The organism is uncultured Streptococcus sp., from assembly GCF_963521255.1.
In the GTDB taxonomy this organism is placed as follows: Bacteria; Bacillota; Bacilli; order Lactobacillales; family Streptococcaceae; genus Streptococcus.
Genome location: NZ_CAUQTU010000002.1, coordinates 49,169 through 69,638, shown reverse-complemented (window position 1 = coordinate 69,638; position 20,470 = coordinate 49,169). Strand labels below are relative to the sequence as shown.

At 39.7% G+C, this 20,470-nt stretch carries 16 protein-coding genes; all 16 read right to left on the bottom strand.

Annotation, left to right across the window (positions count from 1 at the left end; genetic code table 11):
- Window positions 1–37: 37 nt before the first annotated feature.
- The gene (locus tag RWP09_RS02265; RefSeq protein ID WP_314433568.1) at window positions 38–655 is read right to left on the bottom strand and encodes an alpha/beta hydrolase; all 618 of its coding nucleotides are present in this window, start codon (window positions 653–655) and stop codon (window positions 38–40) included.
- Window positions 656–2,377 carry an aminodeoxychorismate synthase component I gene (gene pabB, locus RWP09_RS02260; protein WP_314433566.1) on the bottom strand — a complete coding sequence of 574 codons (1,722 nt, stop codon included), beginning with the start codon at window positions 2,375–2,377 and terminating at the stop codon, window positions 656–658.
- Window positions 2,378–2,450: 73 nt separating this feature from the next.
- Entirely contained in the window at window positions 2,451–8,468 is a 6,018-nt protein-coding gene (locus RWP09_RS02255; RefSeq protein ID WP_314433564.1) for a ZmpA/ZmpB/ZmpC family metallo-endopeptidase, read from the bottom strand.
- 2 nt (window positions 8,469–8,470) lie between these two features.
- A complete protein-coding gene (locus RWP09_RS02250; protein ID WP_000659517.1) occupies window positions 8,471–9,034 on the bottom strand; it encodes a TIGR01440 family protein in 564 nt (187 codons plus the stop codon).
- A gap of 252 nt (window positions 9,035–9,286) precedes the next feature.
- Window positions 9,287–10,978 carry a sensor histidine kinase gene (locus RWP09_RS02245; protein WP_314433561.1) on the bottom strand — a complete coding sequence of 564 codons (1,692 nt, stop codon included), beginning with the start codon at window positions 10,976–10,978 and terminating at the stop codon, window positions 9,287–9,289.
- Window positions 10,975–11,712 carry a response regulator transcription factor gene (locus tag RWP09_RS02240; RefSeq protein ID WP_314433558.1) on the bottom strand — a complete coding sequence of 246 codons (738 nt, stop codon included), beginning with the start codon at window positions 11,710–11,712 and terminating at the stop codon, window positions 10,975–10,977. Before RWP09_RS02240 ends, RWP09_RS02245 begins: the two co-directional genes overlap by 4 nt.
- 70 nt (window positions 11,713–11,782) lie before the next feature.
- A complete protein-coding gene (msrB, locus tag RWP09_RS02235; RefSeq protein WP_314433556.1) occupies window positions 11,783–12,895 on the bottom strand; it encodes a peptide-methionine (R)-S-oxide reductase MsrB in 1,113 nt (370 codons plus the stop codon).
- A gap of 9 nt (window positions 12,896–12,904) precedes the next feature.
- Window positions 12,905–13,468 (bottom strand): redoxin family protein, encoded by a 564-nt coding sequence (locus RWP09_RS02230; RefSeq protein WP_314433553.1) that lies wholly within the window; start codon window positions 13,466–13,468, stop codon window positions 12,905–12,907.
- 13 nt (window positions 13,469–13,481) lie between these two features.
- Complete coding sequence (ccdA2, locus tag RWP09_RS02225; RefSeq protein ID WP_314433551.1) at window positions 13,482–14,192, bottom strand: thiol-disulfide oxidoreductase-associated membrane protein CcdA2; 711 nt, start codon at window positions 14,190–14,192, stop codon at window positions 13,482–13,484.
- 166 nt (window positions 14,193–14,358) lie between these two features.
- Window positions 14,359–14,907, bottom strand: coding sequence for a GNAT family N-acetyltransferase (locus RWP09_RS02220; RefSeq protein WP_314433549.1), 549 nt, complete (start codon window positions 14,905–14,907; stop codon window positions 14,359–14,361).
- A 209-nt stretch (window positions 14,908–15,116) separates the two neighbouring features.
- A complete protein-coding gene (nadE, locus tag RWP09_RS02215; protein ID WP_314433547.1) occupies window positions 15,117–15,941 on the bottom strand; it encodes an ammonia-dependent NAD(+) synthetase in 825 nt (274 codons plus the stop codon).
- The gene (locus RWP09_RS02210; protein ID WP_314433545.1) at window positions 15,938–17,398 is read right to left on the bottom strand and encodes a nicotinate phosphoribosyltransferase; all 1,461 of its coding nucleotides are present in this window, start codon (window positions 17,396–17,398) and stop codon (window positions 15,938–15,940) included. The genes nadE and RWP09_RS02210 overlap by 4 nt, the downstream gene beginning before the upstream one ends.
- Before the next feature lie 115 nt (window positions 17,399–17,513).
- Window positions 17,514–18,002 carry a DUF6773 family protein gene (locus RWP09_RS02205; protein ID WP_314433542.1) on the bottom strand — a complete coding sequence of 163 codons (489 nt, stop codon included), beginning with the start codon at window positions 18,000–18,002 and terminating at the stop codon, window positions 17,514–17,516.
- Window positions 17,992–18,201: a helix-turn-helix transcriptional regulator gene (locus RWP09_RS02200; protein ID WP_001107500.1), complete on the bottom strand. Its 210-nt coding sequence runs from the start codon at window positions 18,199–18,201 to the stop codon at window positions 17,992–17,994. The genes RWP09_RS02205 and RWP09_RS02200 overlap by 11 nt, the downstream gene beginning before the upstream one ends.
- A 379-nt stretch (window positions 18,202–18,580) precedes the next feature.
- On the bottom strand, window positions 18,581–19,309 hold the full coding sequence (locus tag RWP09_RS02195; protein ID WP_314433540.1) for a hypothetical protein: 729 nt from the start codon (window positions 19,307–19,309) through the stop codon (window positions 18,581–18,583).
- A 15-nt stretch (window positions 19,310–19,324) separates the two neighbouring features.
- A complete protein-coding gene (locus RWP09_RS02190; RefSeq protein ID WP_399553567.1) occupies window positions 19,325–20,170 on the bottom strand; it encodes an ABC transporter ATP-binding protein in 846 nt (281 codons plus the stop codon).
- Window positions 20,171–20,470: the final 300 nt, after the last annotated feature.

The following is a 20,470-nucleotide window of genomic DNA, read 5'->3' as shown; positions in this document are numbered from 1 at the left end:
TAACAATGTTATCGATTTCAATATTATTTTACAAAACTTACTTTAACAATTCAAGAAAACTTCTGGTCTTTTCTACAAACTCCTTTGGTTTTTCCTTATTCAAGACATGAGGGCCGTCTGGTATAATCTGAAATTGGGATTCTGATATTAGTTTATGAAGACTTCTCATAGAACTAAGATTGGGTTTATCTTTGCTACCACAAATTAGTAAGGTTGGATAAGGACAAGTTCTTGATATATCAGTTAAATCAAGTGTCTTCAATTCCTCAGAAACTCCGACCATAAAAGCTTTGTCTGCTCCCTGTTTTTCAAATACCTTTTTGGGAAGTAGTTTAAAAATCAGCAACTGAATATAAAAAGGAATGTTACCCGCTAGTTTCAGTGGACAACCTGACAAAACCAAGGATTGAAGATTTGGTATCTCATAACTTGAAAGCTCCAATGCAAGGGCAGCTCCTAAGGACAAACCGATTAGGACAAAAGGTTCTGTTTCCACTGTTAAGCGCTGATAAATGCGCTCCTTGGCTTCTTGGTAGGTGGCAACTCCGGAAGGAAATAACTCTATGGCTTCAGAGGGATAATCTGCAAGCAACTCTTGCACTTCCTTCCAACTCTCCGCTGACTGCCCTAACCCGTGTAAAAATATCAGTTTCATCTAGTTCTCCTCAAGGCTTAATTCATACAAGCCTCTCACTGCATTACAGGCGTAAATAGCTTCTGCTTGGGCTAAATCTGCCAAGGTCAAGACTTTCTCTTCTACCTGTCCTGTTTCCAGCAAATGCTGACGGTAAATTCCTGGCAAGAGTCCAAGTCTGATAGGCGGTGTGTAGAGTTTCCCAGCAATTTTCAGAACCAAATTTCCGATAGAGGTTTCAAGAAGTTCTCCAGACTTATTGTGGTAAATAATCTCTTGCTCCCCTAGGCTCAAATGCGATCTGTAAGTCGTTTTAAAATAGGTAAAGGCTTGTTGCAAATTGGCTTCCTGAAGGCAAAGTTTCGCCTGGCAGAAATGTGGACTAAGGGGTGTTAATACTTGGCGATCAACTTCTATCTCTCCAGATTTGCTAATACTGATTCGCAAGCGGTAATCTTGATTAACATCACAAGCTTGGCACTCTGCTTCTATCTTTTGTCTCAGTTCTTCTGCATCATAAGGAAAGGCAAAATATCGACTTGCTTTTCTCAGCCTTTCTATATGTTGTTCTGCAAACAGCAAGTTCTTCTGGTTGATTTTTCCAGTAGTAATCAGTTTGAAACGAGCTTGTTTACGATAGAGAACAGCTGCCTTTTGATGAACCTCGCGGTATTCAGATTCCCAAGTACTATCCCATGTAATACCTCCGCCAACTCCATAGATAGCTTGCCCCTTGTAGAGTTGAATAGTCCGAATGGCCACATTAAAAATCCGTCGTCCATTTGGAAGCAGGAGACCAATTGTTCCGCAGTAGACTCCACGCGGTTGTGGCTCCAAGTCCTTTATAATTTCCATAGTCGCAATTTTCGGAGCTCCTGTTATTGATCCACAAGGAAAGAGAGAACGGAATATTTCTACAAGGTCCGCATCCTCTCGCAAGTTACTCTTGATAGTCGAAGTCATCTGCCAAACCGTTGAATACTGCTCCACCTGACAGAGACGCTCCACATGCTCACTCCCCACCTCAGAAATACGGTTCATATCGTTGCGCAAGAGGTCCACAATCATCATATTTTCAGAGCGATTTTTGGGATCCTGTTCCAACCAACTGGCCTGTTCAAAATCTTCTTGGTCAGTTACCCCACGCTGAGTCGTTCCCTTCATTGGTCGCGTTGTCAACTCGCGGTCATTTTGTTCAAAAAAGAGCTCTGGGCTCATGGAAATCACTGCCATCTCGTCATATTCAATATAAGCATTGTAGCCCGCCTCCTGCTCTACCACCATACGATTGTAGATGGCAAAAGGATTGGCACTTAAGTCTTGCTTGAGTTGGACGGTGTAGTTGACCTGATAGGTGTCTCCCTGCCGCAAATGATGATGAATCTGGGCAATCGCCTTTTCATAGTCCTCTGCAGATGTTACTTCCTGCCAATTTGAAGGCAAATCAACCGCATCATAAGTCAGAGGAATAGGGGATGTTTCTACCCTATCATGAACAGTAAAGTAAAGCAAGTACTCGCCCAGTAGAGGAGCCTTGTGAACTGCTAATTTCTCCTCAAAAGCAGGTGCAGCCTCGTAGCTGACATAACCCACCACATAATAGCCTTGCTCTTGGTAGCTTTCCACTTGTGCCAGCAAATCTGCCACTTTTGCTACATTTCTCGTTTTCAACTCTTTAATCGGCTGGGTAAAGGTGTATCTCTCCCCCAAAGCCCTAAAATCAATCACTGTTTTTCTATGCATACCTTAAGTATAGCATAAAAAGGCAGATCAAGAAAAACTTAATCTACCTTTTTACTCATCTATTTAATACAATCTATGCTTTAAAAAGATTTCCTGAGAATCCGTCTGTATTCTTAAGAAGTGCTTTAAAGACTTTTGATTTAAGCTCTACAGTTTTAGCTGTTCCTCTACCTGCTAGGTCAGCCTCCACCGCTTTATCAAATAAGACTTTTAGTTCAGCATAATTTGTAATTTGTTTACCATCAATCTCAATGGCAGTAAATCCTTTGTCAGCTTTTGCTTTGACTTCCCTGAACCATTCTTTCTTCCAGTCTTCAAGGTTAGTGAATCTTCCATTAGAAACTTTCTTGATAATGAAGTCGTCGCCGAGTAAACCTTTATTTTCACTGTTTGCAGCACCTTGATATTTGCTAGATGCATATCCAACAAATCCATTCTCATATCCGAAGTAACCCCACATACGGAATGTATTGTGTTTAAATGATAATGAACCAGGTGCACCTTGGCTTGTGTTACCACCGTAAATACCTGCCATCATGTTGACATTGACATAAGCTGTACCAAAGTCTTCCGGATGGAATACTTTGTTTCCAGGATTTCCATGAATCGTCATGAAGTTATTGTCGACAAGGTCATCGATTGTGGAAAGTCTCATTGTTTTTTCAGCGTCTGTCAAATCGCGTACTTTATCCCATTGGTGTGGAGCGCGTAATTGATTTCTGTCACCAGGTGTTCGCATCTCTTTATCAATTTTCTTAAACCACTTACTATTATCACCTGCGATACGAGGTAATACAGCATCAGCCTCAAGATGGTCTAACATCATCATTGCTTCGTTATAATTCTTCATATAATGGTCAATCGCTTCACGTGAGTTTAACTTATCAGGATCTGGGTTATACCATTGATTTCCATCATTTTGACGATGATAAGCCATATTAATACCAAGAGCACCATATTCACCATTAGAAGTAGAACTGTCAGGGGTTTGTAACATACCTTGCGCGTACGCTTCAAGATCTGTACCTTGACGATGTCCATTACCACCAAGATAGGCCATACGGTCATTTACGTGAGTTGTTTCATGGGTAAAGGCTGAAATACCAAATGGTTCAAACATATTCGTCACCATAAAGTAGACTTGGTCATCTTTATATGGATTAGCGTAAATTTTAGCCATAGCTCCCATACGCCAGTCAATTTGATGCCAACGACCAGTTGGACCAAATAATTCACGAACAGGGGTTGCGACCTTTCCACCATCAGCATAACCCATACGATTAGCTCCACCAATACCTGCATAAGCTTGGTTATCCCATACTGGTGTTGGGACCATATTTTGGCTCTTAAGTAGTTGATCACGAACATTTGGAAGTGCAAGACGTGACCAGAAGTCTAAGTATGTTTGTTGAGCTTTTGCAACTTCTTGAATGCGTACTTTATAGGCTTCACGTTCAGCTTCAGTGTTCTTACCATATTTCTCAAACGAGCTGTATGCCATGGTATTATAAGTTGAAATCAAGATAATATGTGATTTTTTCAAGTTCAACAATGGTAGAATCATACGAGCATGCATATCATTATCTAAACCGTCAAACACACGATGCCGTTTGTTTTTGAAGTCTTCAGTCGTTGTTTCAGGTTCTACAACATAAACATTTTTCGCTGAGTGAATAAACCAATCATTAAGATCCGTGTCATTTGTGAAGAGACGCATATTATAATCTAAGAAACTACGTAAATCACCTTTACCAGTATCTCCTGCAATCATTTCACGGTACGCATCTTGAGTTCTATCACCCTTCAAGTTCTTTTCTTGCGAGCCAATTCGAATTAATCTGTCAATAACACTTGGTGTCTTGCCATAGAAATCTGGTTTAAACATCATCATATTCTTAATGTTCAAGTCACCATATTCAATTCCATAATAACGATTGAGGTAAGTCAGTGCCATCATAATTTTAGCTTTATTATCTTCTACTTTCTTAAGAAGTGCTTTGATGGCTGCCTCATCACCATTTAACTGATGATCTTCATTTTCAACAAGAGCTTTTACTAACTTATCAAGATTTGCTTTTGTATCTACAAAACTTTCTTCAAGGTATAATGCAGGAACATTATTTGAAATCGCACGAACTTCAGGAGATTCAAGAGTAATTGTATCTAATTTCGCTTTAACATCACTTAGTAATTGAGTACGATCTTTAACCACCATATTTGGTGTGTAAACTACGTCACCCAAACCATCAATGCTATATTCACGCACTTGCTGAACTTTAGAATCGGCTTTGAGCGTAACAGTTTTTTCTTCTTTCGTACCATCAGCATAATGAATCATAATGTGATCAACATCTGACAAGTCTGTTACAAATTGTCCATCTTTCATACCAGTTACAGATAATACTTCAGTCGTTAATAATTTAGATCCTTCTGGAATCTTATTCCCTTGATTGATAATCCACTCTTTATTGTAGAATGGTTGAAGTTTTTCGATATTACGGTATGCAAGTTCACGTTCTGCATTGTAATCTTGAGTATCTTTATACGTATCAGCTTTTGGTTTGGCTTGATTCAATTTATCTTCCACAAGTGGAGCAATTTCAAATTTATCGGCTGTGATACCCATTGCCTCAATTTTTTTATTTGCTTCTTCAAGACTAATTTCTTTAATTCTATTAGAGCGTGAGCGTTTATATGAACGACTACCTGTACTAATATCTTTTACTACAAAGTTTCTTTCTAGTACATCGTTTGTATAGTAACCATCTTCAGTATCAATATCTCTAGATCCGTAGAATTCTTCACCGTTTTTAACTTTCATCATTGAAACAGTATCTGCAACTCTACCCCATGTCCAGTTTTTACTGATGAAACCACCAACTTCAACAGGGTTCTTAATATCGATAGTACCTTTAGTCACCGCATTACGTACAGAAGCATATTTATCAATACCGTTAGGATCAGAACCGTTATCCGTAACAGCAACAAGTCCACCAGCACGAGCTTTATTAGCAACCATATCAGCATCTACATAAGCTTTCTTAATGTTACCTTTCCAAACTTCACCGGCGATACCAGCCATACCCCAAGGTCTATCACCAACACCAGTAAGTTTCCCGATAAAGGCAACATTTGTCAGTTGTCCACCAATATCTACCTTATTAGTGATACCAGAGATTCCATCTTTACCAAGAATGCTACCAGTAACTTTAACGTTCTCAACAGTAGCATTTTTAACAGATCTAGCAAGGGCAGAAATGTTTTCAATCCAAGGCATATTGATGTTAACGTTAGCTAAGTTAATATTTTTAACTGAACCACCTTCGATATTACCAAATAGTTGACGTGCCATGTTGTGGATTGAATATTGTTTACCATCAACACTTGTTAAGTGACCGCTAAATTTACCAGGTACATATTCCTTATTTGGAGTTGGTACGTTAGTTGCATTAAGGTCTGCACCAAGTTTAAAGGTACCACTTGGGTTAGCTTTCATAGCTGTTACCAAGTCATTAAAACTATAATAAACATCACCTTCGTGTGCCTTTTGTTTTTCAAAGTAATGTACATACTCTTCGCTTAGTGTATCATCAGCTCTACGTTGAACTAAGTCTGGAGCTTTGGCTACAACTTTGTACAATGTTTTTCCATCAACAACAACTTCTTCAACTGAACTTACCGCAAGTCTTGTTGTTTTGTTATCATAAGTTGTCACACGTAAATACAATGGAGAAACATCTGTCGGCTTTTCAGTTAATAAACTCTTATCTGTTTCAACACCCGCATCGTCTACACTCATCAAGCTTGTTTCTTTAATGTTTTTGATTTCAACTTTTTTAAGGTCTAACTGAATTTGTTTATCTTCTAATTTCTCAGTTTCTTCGCCTTCTCCACGATCATAAACCATTGTAGTAGATAGGGTGTAACCTTGATAATATTTCAATTTATCTAAAGTAGCATTTAAATTATTTTCAGCTACTGTTACTTCTTTAACAAGTTGTCCATCTTTATCTTTTAGCGCTAATTTAATTGATTTAATTTCTACACCAGCTGGTTTAGTCAGTGTATAACTAGCTGTGACACTCTTCTTAAAGACATCTTTTTCAGTATTAGCCCATTGTAATGTTGGTTTTTCTAACCCTTTTGTACCATTCTTAATAATTTTATCTTGAGGTGCTTGAAGAACTTTTTCTTCTACTATTGGAGCGTCATTTGTTTTTTCTCCACGAATCGTTTTATAGGTTTCAGTAATTTGTTTCTTACCGTTTACACCTTCTTGAGTAACTTTAGTTGTTCCACGTTTTAAAGTGTCGTCATCTTCTGTTTTTGTAGTAAAAGGAATGACTTCTTCTCTTGTTTCAACTGCTGTTCCTTCAACTGGTTTTGTTCCTTTTTTAACGACTTTAGGAACAGCAGGAGTTTTCACTTCTGTAGTCGTAGAAAGGACTTTGTCTGTTTCCACACCTTCCACTGTTTCGTAAGTTGTTTTCGTAACTTGAACTCCTTTAGAACCAGGGTTTTCAACTACTTCGTCACCCAGATATTTTGTATCATCCGGAACTACTTCTGTTGAGAAATCTAATTCACTTTCAATAGACTTCTCAACTGTACCAGTTGTTACTTTATATTCTGGATTGACTTCTTGTACAAGAGCTTGACCTTCTTGACCAGGTTCTTGAGTTCCCTTTGTTGAAACTGGTTCTTTATACTCTGGTAATTCAGCTTGTACTAAAGCTTCTCCTTGCTTCTCACCTTCTTTTACTTCTTGAGTACCTTTTACTTCTACTTGGGCTTCTGGTAATTCAGCTTGTGTTAGAGCTTGGCCTTCCTTACCTTCTTCTTGGGTACCCTTCATTTCAACTAGAGCTTCTGGCAATGCGGGTTGTGTTAAAGCTTGACCTGCCTTACCTTCTTCTTGAGTTCCTTTTACTTCAACTGGAGCTTCTGGCAATGCGGGTTGTGTTAAGGATTGTCCTGCTTTGCCTTCCTCTTGGCTACCTTTTGCTTCAACTGGAGCCTCTGGTAAGGTTGGCTGCGTTAGAGCCTGACCTTCCTTACCTTCCTTACCTTCCTCTTGCGTACCCTTAGCTACCTGATGCGTTGGTTCAGCTTGTGGTACTGGAGTTGGGACAGGTTGCTCCTCTTTCTTAGTTCCGACTGCAATGACTTGCGACACAGGATTTTGAACCACTTGGTCTTCGATGACTTCTCTAACTTCTTGACCGTTAACCATCGATACCTTAGTTACAAGACGACGCTGACCATTTACTCCAGCTGTGACGATCCGAGTTTGTCCTTCTGCTAGATTCGCATCTGGACTTGTGACTGTTTCAAAAGGAATCTCTACCAAGCTCTCTTCCTGTCTAGTCTGAAGCTGCTCAGAAACTGGTTTTTCTTCAACAGCAGGTCTTTCTTGAACTACTTCTGTTTTCTCGATTTCTTTTGAACTTTGATTTTCTACTGGCAACTGAGGCTGCTCAGCTGAAACTGGTCTTGATGGATGGAGTTCTGCTTCCTTAAAGTATCCGATGTATTCATAACCTTCAATATGGATAATCCCTTCGGCTAAATCTTCATGTGTAGTGGCCGAAATAGTTTGGTTATAAGAAAGCAATTCTTTATTTTCAAACGCAAATGTTCCATAAGGTACAAAAGTGCTGGCTCCTAAAGAACTAATCAAGAGAACACCTAGGACCTCTTTGCGACCTTTTTTAGACACCAAAAAGACTGCTAGCGAGGCTGTTGCCAAGCCAAGACCTGCCAAAGCTAGTTCCTTACTTCCTGTGTATGGAAGTTGTTGACTGTTAGTTGCCTTCTTGCGATAAACTACATAGAGAATATCATCATCTTGAAATTCTGTAGGAACTTCATGGTGAATCAGAGTTTTTTCAGACTCGGTCAATTCCTGCTCCGCCAAATAACGGTAATGAACACTATGAGCACCACCAACTTCATTGGCTTGAACCTTATCTACTGAAAGGGTACTAGCACCTAAAAGGAAGGCTCCGATAGCTACAGGACCTACCCCAACAGTTAGCTTACGAATCGAATATTTGGTAATTTTTTCTAGTTGTTGTTTTGTTTTTTTCATTCTTACGACTTTCTGATAGAATCTTGTGGATAATGCGCACGCGCACCCCCGATTAATTTTGGACGACTAGCTAGTGCCGTTACGTGGGCATGACCAATCTCTCTCAAAAGAGGGCGAATCGGAACCTGAACATGCTTGACATGCATGCCAATTGCAGTGTCTCCGATATCCAATCCAGCATGGGCCTTGATAAATTCAACCTCGACTGGATCCTGCATAAACTTGAAGGCTGCCAACTGACCTGAACCTCCTGCATGAAGGGTAGGAAGGACACTGACGATTTCCAGACCAAACTGCTCCGCTACCTGACGTTCAACGACGAGGGCCCGATTGACATGTTCACAACCTTGAACAGCTAGATGAATTCCTTTTTCCTCTAGGATATCTAGGATGGTCTTCACGATGATTTCCCCAATTTCTTGGCTGGATTCCTTGCCAATCTGACCACCTATCACCTCACTAGAAGAAAGACCCAAAACAAAGATAGATCCCTGCTTCAAATTAGCCTTTTCTAATACATCTTTTACAATCTGGCTTGTTTCTCTTTGAATGTCTTTTTCCTTCATACTTGATACCTCTTTTGTCACTATCTATCATATCGTTTTTTCTACGTTTTAGCAAGATAGACAACCTAGAAAGCTTGCTCAATTACGCATAAAAGAGGCTGAGACAAAAAGATTTTTATTTTAGGAATTCTTTATTATAAAATTTTAAAATCAATAGATTAGACAAAAAAAGCGATCAAAACAGAATTCTAAGTTTCAGATAACTCGTTTTGTTCGCTTTTTATATTTAAGGTTAGACTTTTGTCCCAGCCTCTAGCTAGTTTCTATTCTATTTATGTATATTTCCACTTTCGTTCCTTTTGGAGGCGTAGAATCAATCTTCATCTGGTAATTGTCTCCAAAATGAAGTTTGAGCCGTTGGTCAACATTTTGAAGACCAACTCCCCCACGTTTGAGTTGACTTTGACTACTATCGCTAGCATCTTGGAAACCAACCCCATCATCCTCAATGCGGATGACTAGTCCTGAATCCTGTTTCTGAACAGAAATTCTAATATGTCCCTGATCTTCCTTTTCCTTAATGCCATGGTAAAGGGCATTTTCTACCAGAGGTTGTAAGACCAACTTGGGCAAAACTAGCTTATCAAAGGCAGGATTTTCATCAATCTCATATTCCAGCTTATCTCCATAGCGTTGTTTCTGGATAAAGAGATACTGGCGGACATGATTGATTTCGTCAGACAGGCAAATCAAATCCTTGCCTTGATTGAGCGCCAAGCGGAAATAGGTTGCCAAAGACTTGGTCACCTGAACCACACGCTGACTATCCTGAAATTCAGCCATCCAGATGATGGTGTCCAAGGTGTTATAGAGGAAATGCGGATTAATCTGGCTCGATAGGGCTTGAAGTTGGTACTGACGGGTCGTTTCTTCCTGCCTGCGAATAGCTGCCATCAACTGATCAATCTGATCCAGCATGGCATTGAACTGACGAGTCACTTCTCTCAATTCATAGGCACCAACTTCCCTGGCACGAAGATTCTGATTACCAGAAGCAATCTCCAGCATGGTTTCTCTCAAATCCTTCAGAGGAGCAATCCAGCGCTTGAGACTGAACCACACCAAGCAGAGACAGGCAAGAAGAGATGTGAAACTGGCCCCAAGCAAGGTCCATATGAGTTGACTCCGAACCTGGTCTAACTTCTCCAGCGAAGACACGCCAAGCACCGTCCAATCAGTTCCTGCTATCTTTTCCTGACTGACGTAGGATTTGTGATCTGGAGTATAGCCCTGCCCTGTCTCAATATAGGGTTTCATAGCCTCCATTTCGCTAGATGAACTATAAACTGTGTGTTGAGGATGGTAGACAAATTCATGGTTTTCATTGATAATAAAGGCAAAGCCCTGCTGCCCCAACTGGAGTTGATTTAGATAGGCTTCCAGAGTTTCATAAGAAATATCCAAACGAAGCACACCCAGATTGGCTCCCTTTACATCAACAAGTTCTTGAGTGACAGAAATGACCCACTGACTATCTGATTTACGAGCTGGAGTCAAAACTGGCTTAGCCCCCTGATGAATAGCCTTTTGGTACCAATCCTCAGCCATCATATCAGAGGAGGTTTTCATTTGCACACTGTCATCTGTAGAAATGACCTGACCGGATTTGGTGACCAGAACAACAGCTTTCAAGTCCTTATCTGCCTTCAAGATGGTCAAAAACAGATCTCGAATTCCCTTGACCTGATCTTGACTGGGATTCTCAGCATAGGATAGGACATCCGTCTGCTGGGTCAAACTAGTCGAGGTGGTTTCTAATTTTTTGATATAAGACTGGATAAAGTGGCTAGTTTGACTGATAGTCGTCTGGCTATTGCCCTCAATGCTAGCCTCAATGGCTGATGAACTAGATCGATAGTAGAAAGTCCCAACCAAAGCTAGGAGAATGAGAAAGACCAGAAAGATGGAAATAACCATTCTGACTAGGAGAGAAGAACGTTTCATCGACCTTCCCCCTTCTTAAACTTACGAGGTGTCACACCTGCAATCTGTTTAAAACGTTGGGTAAAATAGTTCATATCTTCAAAACCAACTTTCTCTGCGATCTCATAAATCTTTAAATCCGTTGTCAGAAGCAAGAGTTTGGCTTGTTTGACACGTTCTCTCACCAGATAATCCTGAAAAGGTAGGCCCAACTCTTTCTTAATCAAAGAACTCAGATAAGTCGGACTAAAGCCCAAGTCACTGGCCAAAGACTTTAAACTAAACTGGCTGTCAGCCAGATGAGACTGGATTTTCTGAGCCATATTTCCCTCAAACTTATCAGTCAATAGATCTTGTAACTGCTCTTCCTTTTCTTCCTTATCCAACTTTTGCTTGATTTTCCCCAGCATTTCCTCGATATCCTGTCGAGAAAAGGGCTTGAGCAAGTAGTCGTCCACACCGAGTTTTACAGCAGACAAAGCATAATCAAAATCATCGTAACCTGTTAAAAAGACCAAATGCACCTGAGGATAGGTTTCTCGGACCAGACTGGCTAACTGGATGCCATTTAGCTGAGGCATGTTGATATCGGTTAAAATGATATCTGGCACCTGCTTTTGTATCAATTCCCAAGCCTGTCTTCCATTTTCAGCCTGACCGATGATTTCCATATCATAGGCTGCGACATTGACCAGCTTGGTCAAGCCTTGTCTTACCAGATATTCATCTTCTACGATTAAGATTGTGTAGGTCATGCTCTGCTCCTTTGTCACTTACTAGTATCAGTATAGCAAAATTCTCCTCTAACTGCTTAGGAAAGCCCTCTTAATCGACATAATCTAGTAAATAAGCGTAGCCTTTTTCTTCCATTTGATCTTTGGGAATAAAGCGGATAGAGAGACTATTGATACAGTAGCGCAAGCCACCCTTGTCCTCTGGTCCATCCGTAAAGACATGGCCAAGGTGAGAATCTCCAACTCGGCTTCGCACTTCCATGCGCGTCATATTGTAAGACTTATCTTCCTTGTAGGTAGCAACATCTGGACTGATTGGTTGGGTGAAACTAGGCCATCCACAACCAGACTCAAACTTGTCCTTTGATGAAAAGAGGGGTTCGCCAGTTGCCACATCCACATAGATACCAGATTCAAATTTATCCCAGTAACGGTTTGAGAAAGCCCGTTCTGTTTGATTTTTCTGGGTAACTGCATACTCCTCAGGTGACAGGGTCTTTTTCAATTCTTCATCGCTTGGTTTGGGATATTTGCTAGCATCGATGACAGGATAGGCTGCCTGATTGACATTGATATGGCAGTAGCCATTTGGATTTTTCTTGAGATAGTCTTGGTGGTAATCCTCAGCCACTACAAAATTCTTCAAGGTCTCCTTTTCAACTGCTAGAGGTTGATCGTATTTCTTAGCCACCTCATCAAAGACTTGGTTAATCACCTCTAAATCCTTGTCATCTGTGTAATAAACACCAGTACGGTACTGGGTTCCCACATCATTTCCTTGTTTATTTTTGCTGGTTGGATTGATAATGCGGAAATAATGAAGCAGGATTTCCTTGAGGGAAATTTGCTTGGCATCATAGGTAATATGGACTGTCTCCGCATGTCCTGTTTGGTTAATCAATTCGTACTTGGTTGTTTCCCCTCTACCATTAGCATAACCTGAAACGGCATCTGTCACTCCGGGAACGCGTGAGAAATATTCCTCAACTCCCCAGAAACATCCTCCAGCTAGATAAATTTCGTGCAAATCTGCGTCTTTGCTAACTTCTGTTTTTTTCACTGTTTTTCCTCCTTGGCTAACTGCCGCCTTTTCAATTTGCGAGGCATCTGTCTGCCCTGCATTTCGCATCAATAGAAAATAGAAACCGCTTATGGCTAGGAAAAAGATTCCTGCCAAGACAAACAATTTTACTTTATCATTCATGACCTTTCTCTACCCCATTTCTTTCAATGTCTTTAAAATCATATCCTTATCCATAAAACCTGGTTGCGTTTTGACCAGCTTGCCTTCCTTGTCTATAAAGGCTTGAGTTGGGTAAGAACGAACGCCATAACTTTCTAAAAGTTTACCTGATGGGTCAATTAGAACTGGGAAATTTTTATAATCCAAGCCCTTGTACCAGTTCTTAAAGTCCGATTCTGCTTGTTCCCCCTTGTGTCCAGGAGAGACCACTGTCAAGACCACATAATCATCACCAGCATCCTTAGCAATTTCATCGGTATCTGGAAGACTAGCTAGACAGATGGAACACCAAGAAGCCCAGAATTTGAGATAGACTTTCTTGCCCTTGTAATCAGAAAAATGATAGGTCTTGCCATCTACTCCTGTCAATTCAAAATCAGCAACTGCCTGACCCTTAGTCGCAGTTTGTGAACTGACTTGTTCTGTTTTTGTTTGCTCCTTCATAGTAGCTTCGTCTGACATGTTTTTAGCCGAACAGGCTGCCAAGCAACAGATTGAGCCTACTCCAAGGAGACATGTTTGCCATTTTTTCATTTCTTTTTCCTCTCTATTCAAATAATGTAGTCAAAATGGAAGCATTTCCCAAAAGCACCAAGATTCCCATCATGATAATGAGGAAACCACCCACTTTTTTGAGGGTTCCTAGATAAGGATGGAGTTTTCGAAAATGTTTCAAAACATAGCTAGAGGCTAGAGCTAGAACCAAAAATGGTAGCGCCAAACCCAGCGTGTAAATCAACATGAGACCAGCTCCCTGCCAAGCACCTGAGCCACCTGAAGCTGCCAAGGCCAAAACAGAGCCCAGAACCGGCCCCACACAAGGCGTCCAAGCAAAACTAAAGGTCAAGCCCAATAAAAATGCCTGACTATAGCCGTTGGTGTTTTTTCCCTGTCCTTGCAGTTGTAACCTCTTTTCCTTATAAAGCCCCTTAAAGTGTAGAATCTCCATCTGGTGCAAGCCTAAGAGAATGATAACCGCACCCGTCACATATTGGAACCAAGATGCATAAAGCAAATCTCCTAAAAAACCAGCTCCATAGCCTAGCAAAATAAAGATAAAGGAAATTCCTGCTATAAAGGCCAGAGTTCGTAATAAACTGGTAACTGAGATTGAAAATTTGCCACTAGAAGCCTGAGCACCATCTTTATCATCCAACAAGACACCTGCATAGACTGGTAACAAAGGTAAGATACAAGGAGAAAAGAAGGATAGAATCCCTGCCAAAAAGACACTTAGAAAAAAGAAAATATGACCCATAAAGTTCCTCCTATCATTTTATTGATAGATTTATTATACTCCTTCCATTTTCGAAAAAACAGGGACAATGATAGGGAAAAATAGGAATTTAATCAGCTAATGTATAAAATATTGCAAAAAAAGCCAGACAAAGTCTGACTTTGATGGAAACTGAAAAGAAAATTCACTAGTCTTCCCTACTTATCTGATAATAAATAAGGTCCGCAAGATAGCCTTTTCTCTCTACACCATTGGTAATAGTCTTGAGATAGGACATTCCAGCCTTCTCCATGACACGACCTGAAGCTGGATTGAGACTGACATAACGTGCCTTGACTTCTTGAAAACCTGCTTTAGTAAAACAAAAGTCCAAAACAGCTTTCAAGGCCTCTGTCATAATCCCATGTCCCCAGTAAGACTTGCCTAGCACATAGCCAATTTCACAAGAAGAATCGTTCTCATCTATTGCAACGATGCTGATATCTCCGATGACTTGTTCTGGGTTTTCTTTGAGACAAATCGCCCATTTGTAATAGTTGGGATTAGCATAGGAGGCAACCCAATTACGAATCGAGTTTCGAGTCACCTCTACATCAGAATGAGGATCCCAAGTGACATAGGTTAGATTCTCAGCAGACGAAGCCCAATTTTGAAACATGGCTTCTGCATCACTCTCCACAAATCTTCTTAAAATCAAACGTTCTGTCTGTAATGTTTGCGTACCGATAGATTTCACTATGCTACCTCACTTTCTGATAGATAATTCTCTGCCCAACCTCAATTTAGATTTACTTTGCTTTTTAATTTCAAGGTAATAAGCTAAAAAGGTCCACTGGACCTTCTCTCACTTTCTTATTTCAAGGTGAGAGGCTGAAAACCTCCACTGGAGGTTTTTCTTGCTTTTTAATTTCAGGGCAAGAAGCTAAAAAGGTCCCCCGGACCTTTTTACTCCCAAAAGTCATCAAAGACAGTGATGGGTAGGTGGCGTTTGTGTTGGCCTTTGTGCCACCAGTTTTCGATGATCGCTTGGGCTTCTGGGCTGATTGTTTTGCCTTCTAGGTAGTCGTCAATCTCTTCATAAGTGACTCCGAGGGCTACTTCGTCAGCTAGGCCTGGTTTGTCTTCTTCTAGGTCTGCTGTTGGGATTTTTTCATAAAGGGCTGGATCTGCACCAAGTTCCTTCAAGAGTTGTTTTCCTTGACGCTTATTGAGGCGATAAAGAGGGAGAATATCTGCACCACCGTCACCAAACTTGGTAAAGAAACCTGTGATATTTTCCGCGGCGTGGTCTGTTCCAATGACCGCTCCGCTATGGGAACCAGCAAGGGCATACTGAGCAATCATACGACAACGAGCCTTGATATTGCCCTTGTTGAAGTCTGAGACAGGACTACCTGTCGCTTCAACTGCAGCTGTCATGGCATCAGCTGATTCCTTAATATTCACAACCAAGCTGACATCTGGCTGGATAAAAGCTAGAGCTTTTTGAGCATCTGCTTCATCAGCTTGCACTCCGTATGGCAGGCGGACAGCGATAAATTTGTAGCTGTCATCTCCAGTTTCTGCTCGCAGTTCTTCCATAGCCAGTTGGGCCAAGCGACCTGCCAAGGTTGAGTCCTGACCTCCAGAAATCCCTAGTACAAAGGTTTTTAGGAAGGGGTGTTTTTTCAGGTATCTCTTTAAAAAATCAATGGAACGACGGATTTCTTCCTGAGTATCAATCACTGGTTTCACGCCCAGTTCTTGGATAATCATTTCTTGCAAACTCATTCTTCTTCTCCTTCACCAAGGGCTTCTTTGCGCATCTTGTCAATCAAGTCCATCTTATCCTGCCATACATCACGCGCCAAATCCACTGGATAATGCTGAGGATTGAGCACGCGCTTGTACTCATCCCAAAGCTTGTCAAATTCCTTACGGGCATAATCCTGAATCTCAGTCAAGCTAGGCAACTTGTAAATCAATTTTCCGTCTTTGAAGATATCCACCAAGAGAGGCACGGCATCAAAATTACGAACCGTCTTCTTGATGTATGTATAAGTCGGATGGAACATCTTGATTTCCGTCATGTCGCTCACATCCACACCGTCATAAGTGATATAGTCGCCTTCTGACTTGCCTTTTTCACGACTGGTAATGCGCCACACCTGTTTCTTACCTGGCGTAGACACTTTTTCCGCATTATTAGACAGCTTAATGGTATTGCGCATCTGGCCATTTTCATCTTCGATTGCAACAATCTTGTAAACTGCTCCTAGAGCTGGCTGGTCATAGGCTGTAATCAGCTTTGTACCCACACCCCAGACATCAATCTTAGCCTTTTGCATCTTGAGGTTGAGGATAGTATTTTCGTCCAAATCATTAGAAGCATAAATCTTAGCCTCTGTAAATCCAGCCTCGTCCAGTTGCTGACGAACTTTCTTGGAAATGTAGGCAATATCCCCAGAATCAATCCGCACCCCCATAAAGTTAATCTGGTCTCCTAGCTCACGCGCCACCTGAATGGCAGCTGGTACACCGATGCGAAGGGTATCATAGGTATCCACAAGAAAGACGCAATTTTTGTGGGTCGCAGCATAAGCCTTGAAAGCCTCATAGTCATTGCCATAAACCTGCACCAAGGCATGAGCATGGGTTCCCAAAACAGGAATGTCAAAGAGTTTACCCGCACGCACGTTGCTGGTTCCATTGGCACCACCAATCACCGCTGCGCGTGTTCCCCAGATAGCTGCGTCCATTTCTTGAGCCCGACGTGTCCCAAACTCCATCAAGGGTTCATCTTCAATAACCGAGCGAATACGAGCTGCCTTCGTCGCCACCAAGGTCTGGTAGTTGACGATGTTCAAAAGAGCCGTTTCGACCAACTGACATTGGGCTAGAGGGCCTTCCACCTGCACAATCGGTTCATTAGCAAAGACCAAGTCCCCTTCTTGGGCAGAACGAACGGTCAACTCCAACTTGAAATTGCGGAGGTAGTCCAAGAATGCCCCATGATAGCCAAGCGACTCCAAATAGGCAATATCACTATCTGAAAAATGCAAGTCTTCAAGATAGCTTACAATTCTTTCCAAACCAGCAAAAACCGCATAGCCGTTCTTAAAAGGCTGTTGGCGGAAATAAACCTCAAAGACTGCTTTCTTATTGTGAATCCCTTGGTCAAAGTAAACCTGCATCATGTTAATCTGGTACAAGTCCGTGTGCAATGTCAAACTATCATCTGGATACATACTTTTCCTACTTCCTTAACTAGAAATACATGAAAATTTTCAAAAACTTTCATGTATTCCAATAAATTAGTACTATTATATCACATTTTAGCTGGATTGAGAAAAGGGTAACAAGCTATTCACCACTCTCCAGTTCATCCATGTCTTGCTCAAATTTTTTCTGAGCCCATTCGCCATAACTCTTCAGACCGAGATTGCCGATAAAAACCCAGGGCAGGTAAATGACATAAGTAATTGCCCAAGCAGATAGGTATTTAACGTTCAAAGGATTGTGCTGATAAATTTCTATGTTGAATTGATAATTCTGCAACATCAATAGAGTTGTAATCGCCAAGGTTAGTAAAAAACAACCCAAAATTGTAAAATGAAAACGACTATAGTAGGTCACTCCCAGATAACGGGCACGATTGAAAAAGAAGAAAATTCCTACTATCAGAGTATAGACTAGAAAATTCGGATTAAAAAGAGAGGGAGCTAATACAGCCACCAAATAGTTTAGAAGTACAAGCCCAATAAAGAGGGAAAAGGATTCTGCCCCAGCTTTATTGATTAGTTGTTCTTCTCTTTCGTCAAGTAATTGATAATGAATGAATTTATTTACCATCTTCTTCCTCCCAAAATAGTTGGTCTAGGGTTTTCCCTAAACATCTGCAAATGGACTGACAGAGTGAGAGACTGGGATTGTATTTTCCCGCCTCTATCAAACCAATAGTCTGGCGCGTCACCCCGACAGCCTCTGCCAGTTGACCTTGAGTTAAATCAAGCTCTACACGAGCTAATTTTAATTTTAAATTTTTAGCCACCTGCGTCCTCCTTATAGTTTTAATACTCATCTACTCTTAAAAAATCCAAAACCAACACAAGCTGTCAGCTATTTATTATAACCTCATTAATTAGCACTCCAATATTATCTTCAGACTAAAATCAGTATGTTGGATTGTTTGAAATAAACTTCCTAGTTTTCTATTTGATTTTTTGTTTAGTATTAGCTTTAGTAGGGGCTTTTAAACGAATTTTGATTGCTTGTATTTCTTGTTTAGTTGATTTCATATCACTATTATATAATGCTTTTGGAAATGAGTCTAGCATAAGACAAAAACGTGTACACAACAAGAGCAGGAGCATAGCAAGATGACTGATTTTTTGCTGGATTTTAAGTCTGCAAAATAATACTAAACGAAACTAAAATGAATACTCCTTGCTTTTCTTAAGAGTGAAAAAGTACAATAAAATGATTGTAGTGATTACCACAAGATACTGACTAATAGACATCGTATTTGAAGCCACAAATACAGGTAAAGAATAAAAAGGAAGAAGTTCAATTGCTTTGATAAACAAATCATTACTAGTATTCATCATAATCGTATTTAATATATTAGGGATAAAGAGTAGTAAAGCTACTAAAATACCAAATACCAAGCCACTTTTCAATTTGTATAAATAGAAAATGTAAGATAATAGAAAATAAAATAGGACTAACAAAATTGTATTGACTACAATGGCTGCTATAAAATCTAATCCTAAAGCACCTGGAACACCCAATTTACTTACGATGACTAGTAGCACAATGCCATTCAAAGCATAAATAATGGAAACTGAGATGGCATATAGAAAATTAGACAAGACGTAAATCATCCGATTTTTCTGTTGATTATAAAATAAACTGATTGTATTATGGGAAAAATCTCTACTAATAATTCGGTTAGCATGTATAACAGCCATTAACATACCGAGCATAGCATAAAAGTTTGAAATATGCTTAATACCAAGCGATGTCCCTTGAGTCTTTAGAATAAAGAATGTAACCAATATCGGCGGTATAAACGAGATAAGCAAACCGAGATATATTACGCCTGATGAATATAAATCCCTTATATTTTCCTTAAGAAAATTCAATTTATTTAATTTCATGATTATAACCCTCCTTTATTTTGAACGATTTAGATAAATATCTTTAAGCGTCTCTTTTTTAGTTTCAAAATCAACTACTTTAATAGAGTTTTCGTTGAAAAATTTAAAAAGCTCACTACTTTGAATATTCCCAGACATAGTAATTCTCAGTCCCTCTTCCTGAACAATTTCCCCACATTCTTGTTTGGTAATGAAAATGTCTCTATCTGTAGCTGATGAAAAAGCTATCTCAAACAAGCAATTATGACTATCTTTTCCTACTTTTTGGAATGTCAAAAGCCCGTTCTCCAAGAAAAGGACCCTCTCACAAATTTCTTCAATATCTTCTAATTTATGACTCGATATTAAAATTCCCACGTTTTCATGTAAAGCTAAATTTTTTAGAACCGCTAAAACTATTTGTGACGATTCAATATCTAAACCATTAGTCGGCTCATCTAAAATTAACACATCAGGTTCTGTAACGAGGGTTAAAAGTAAAGCTAATTTTTGTTTTATACCCAAAGAATAGGTCTTTACTTTTTTATTAATAGACTGAGTCAAATCTAACTCTTGAATCAAACTTCCAAATCTTTCTTGATTGTAGTCAACATCATATAAATTTGACAAATACTTTAAATTCTCTAAACCTGTTTTAGATAAAAATAATTTTGGTTCTTCGATTAAATACCCAACATTATCACTACTTATAATATTCCCTGAAGTCGGTTGATTATTCTGAACAAGAATTTTCATCAATGTACTCTTGCCAACTCCGTTTCTCCCTACTAGACCAACAATTTCACCCTTATTAAGTGCGAAATTTATATCTTTGAGAATAGTTGAATGACCATAATTTTTACTTACATTTATAACTTCCATTTTTTAATTCCTCCATTAATATTCTTGGTTTTCTCTTTGATCATCATTAATTTTAAAAAGTTGCGCCTCTTTTTAATATATTATATCATATATCTAACCTAATGCAATATATAAATGTCATTTTGTAAAATTTTATTAACAAAAACTCTCTACCACAAAAAGATAGAGAGTTTTCTGCTTATTCAATTTTTTTCAAAAAATCGACGGCATCGCTTCTTTTCTTAACATTATAGACCTTGATTCCCAATTTCTCAGCTGCGATTGGATTGTCCTCAATATCGTCTAGACAAACACAATTTG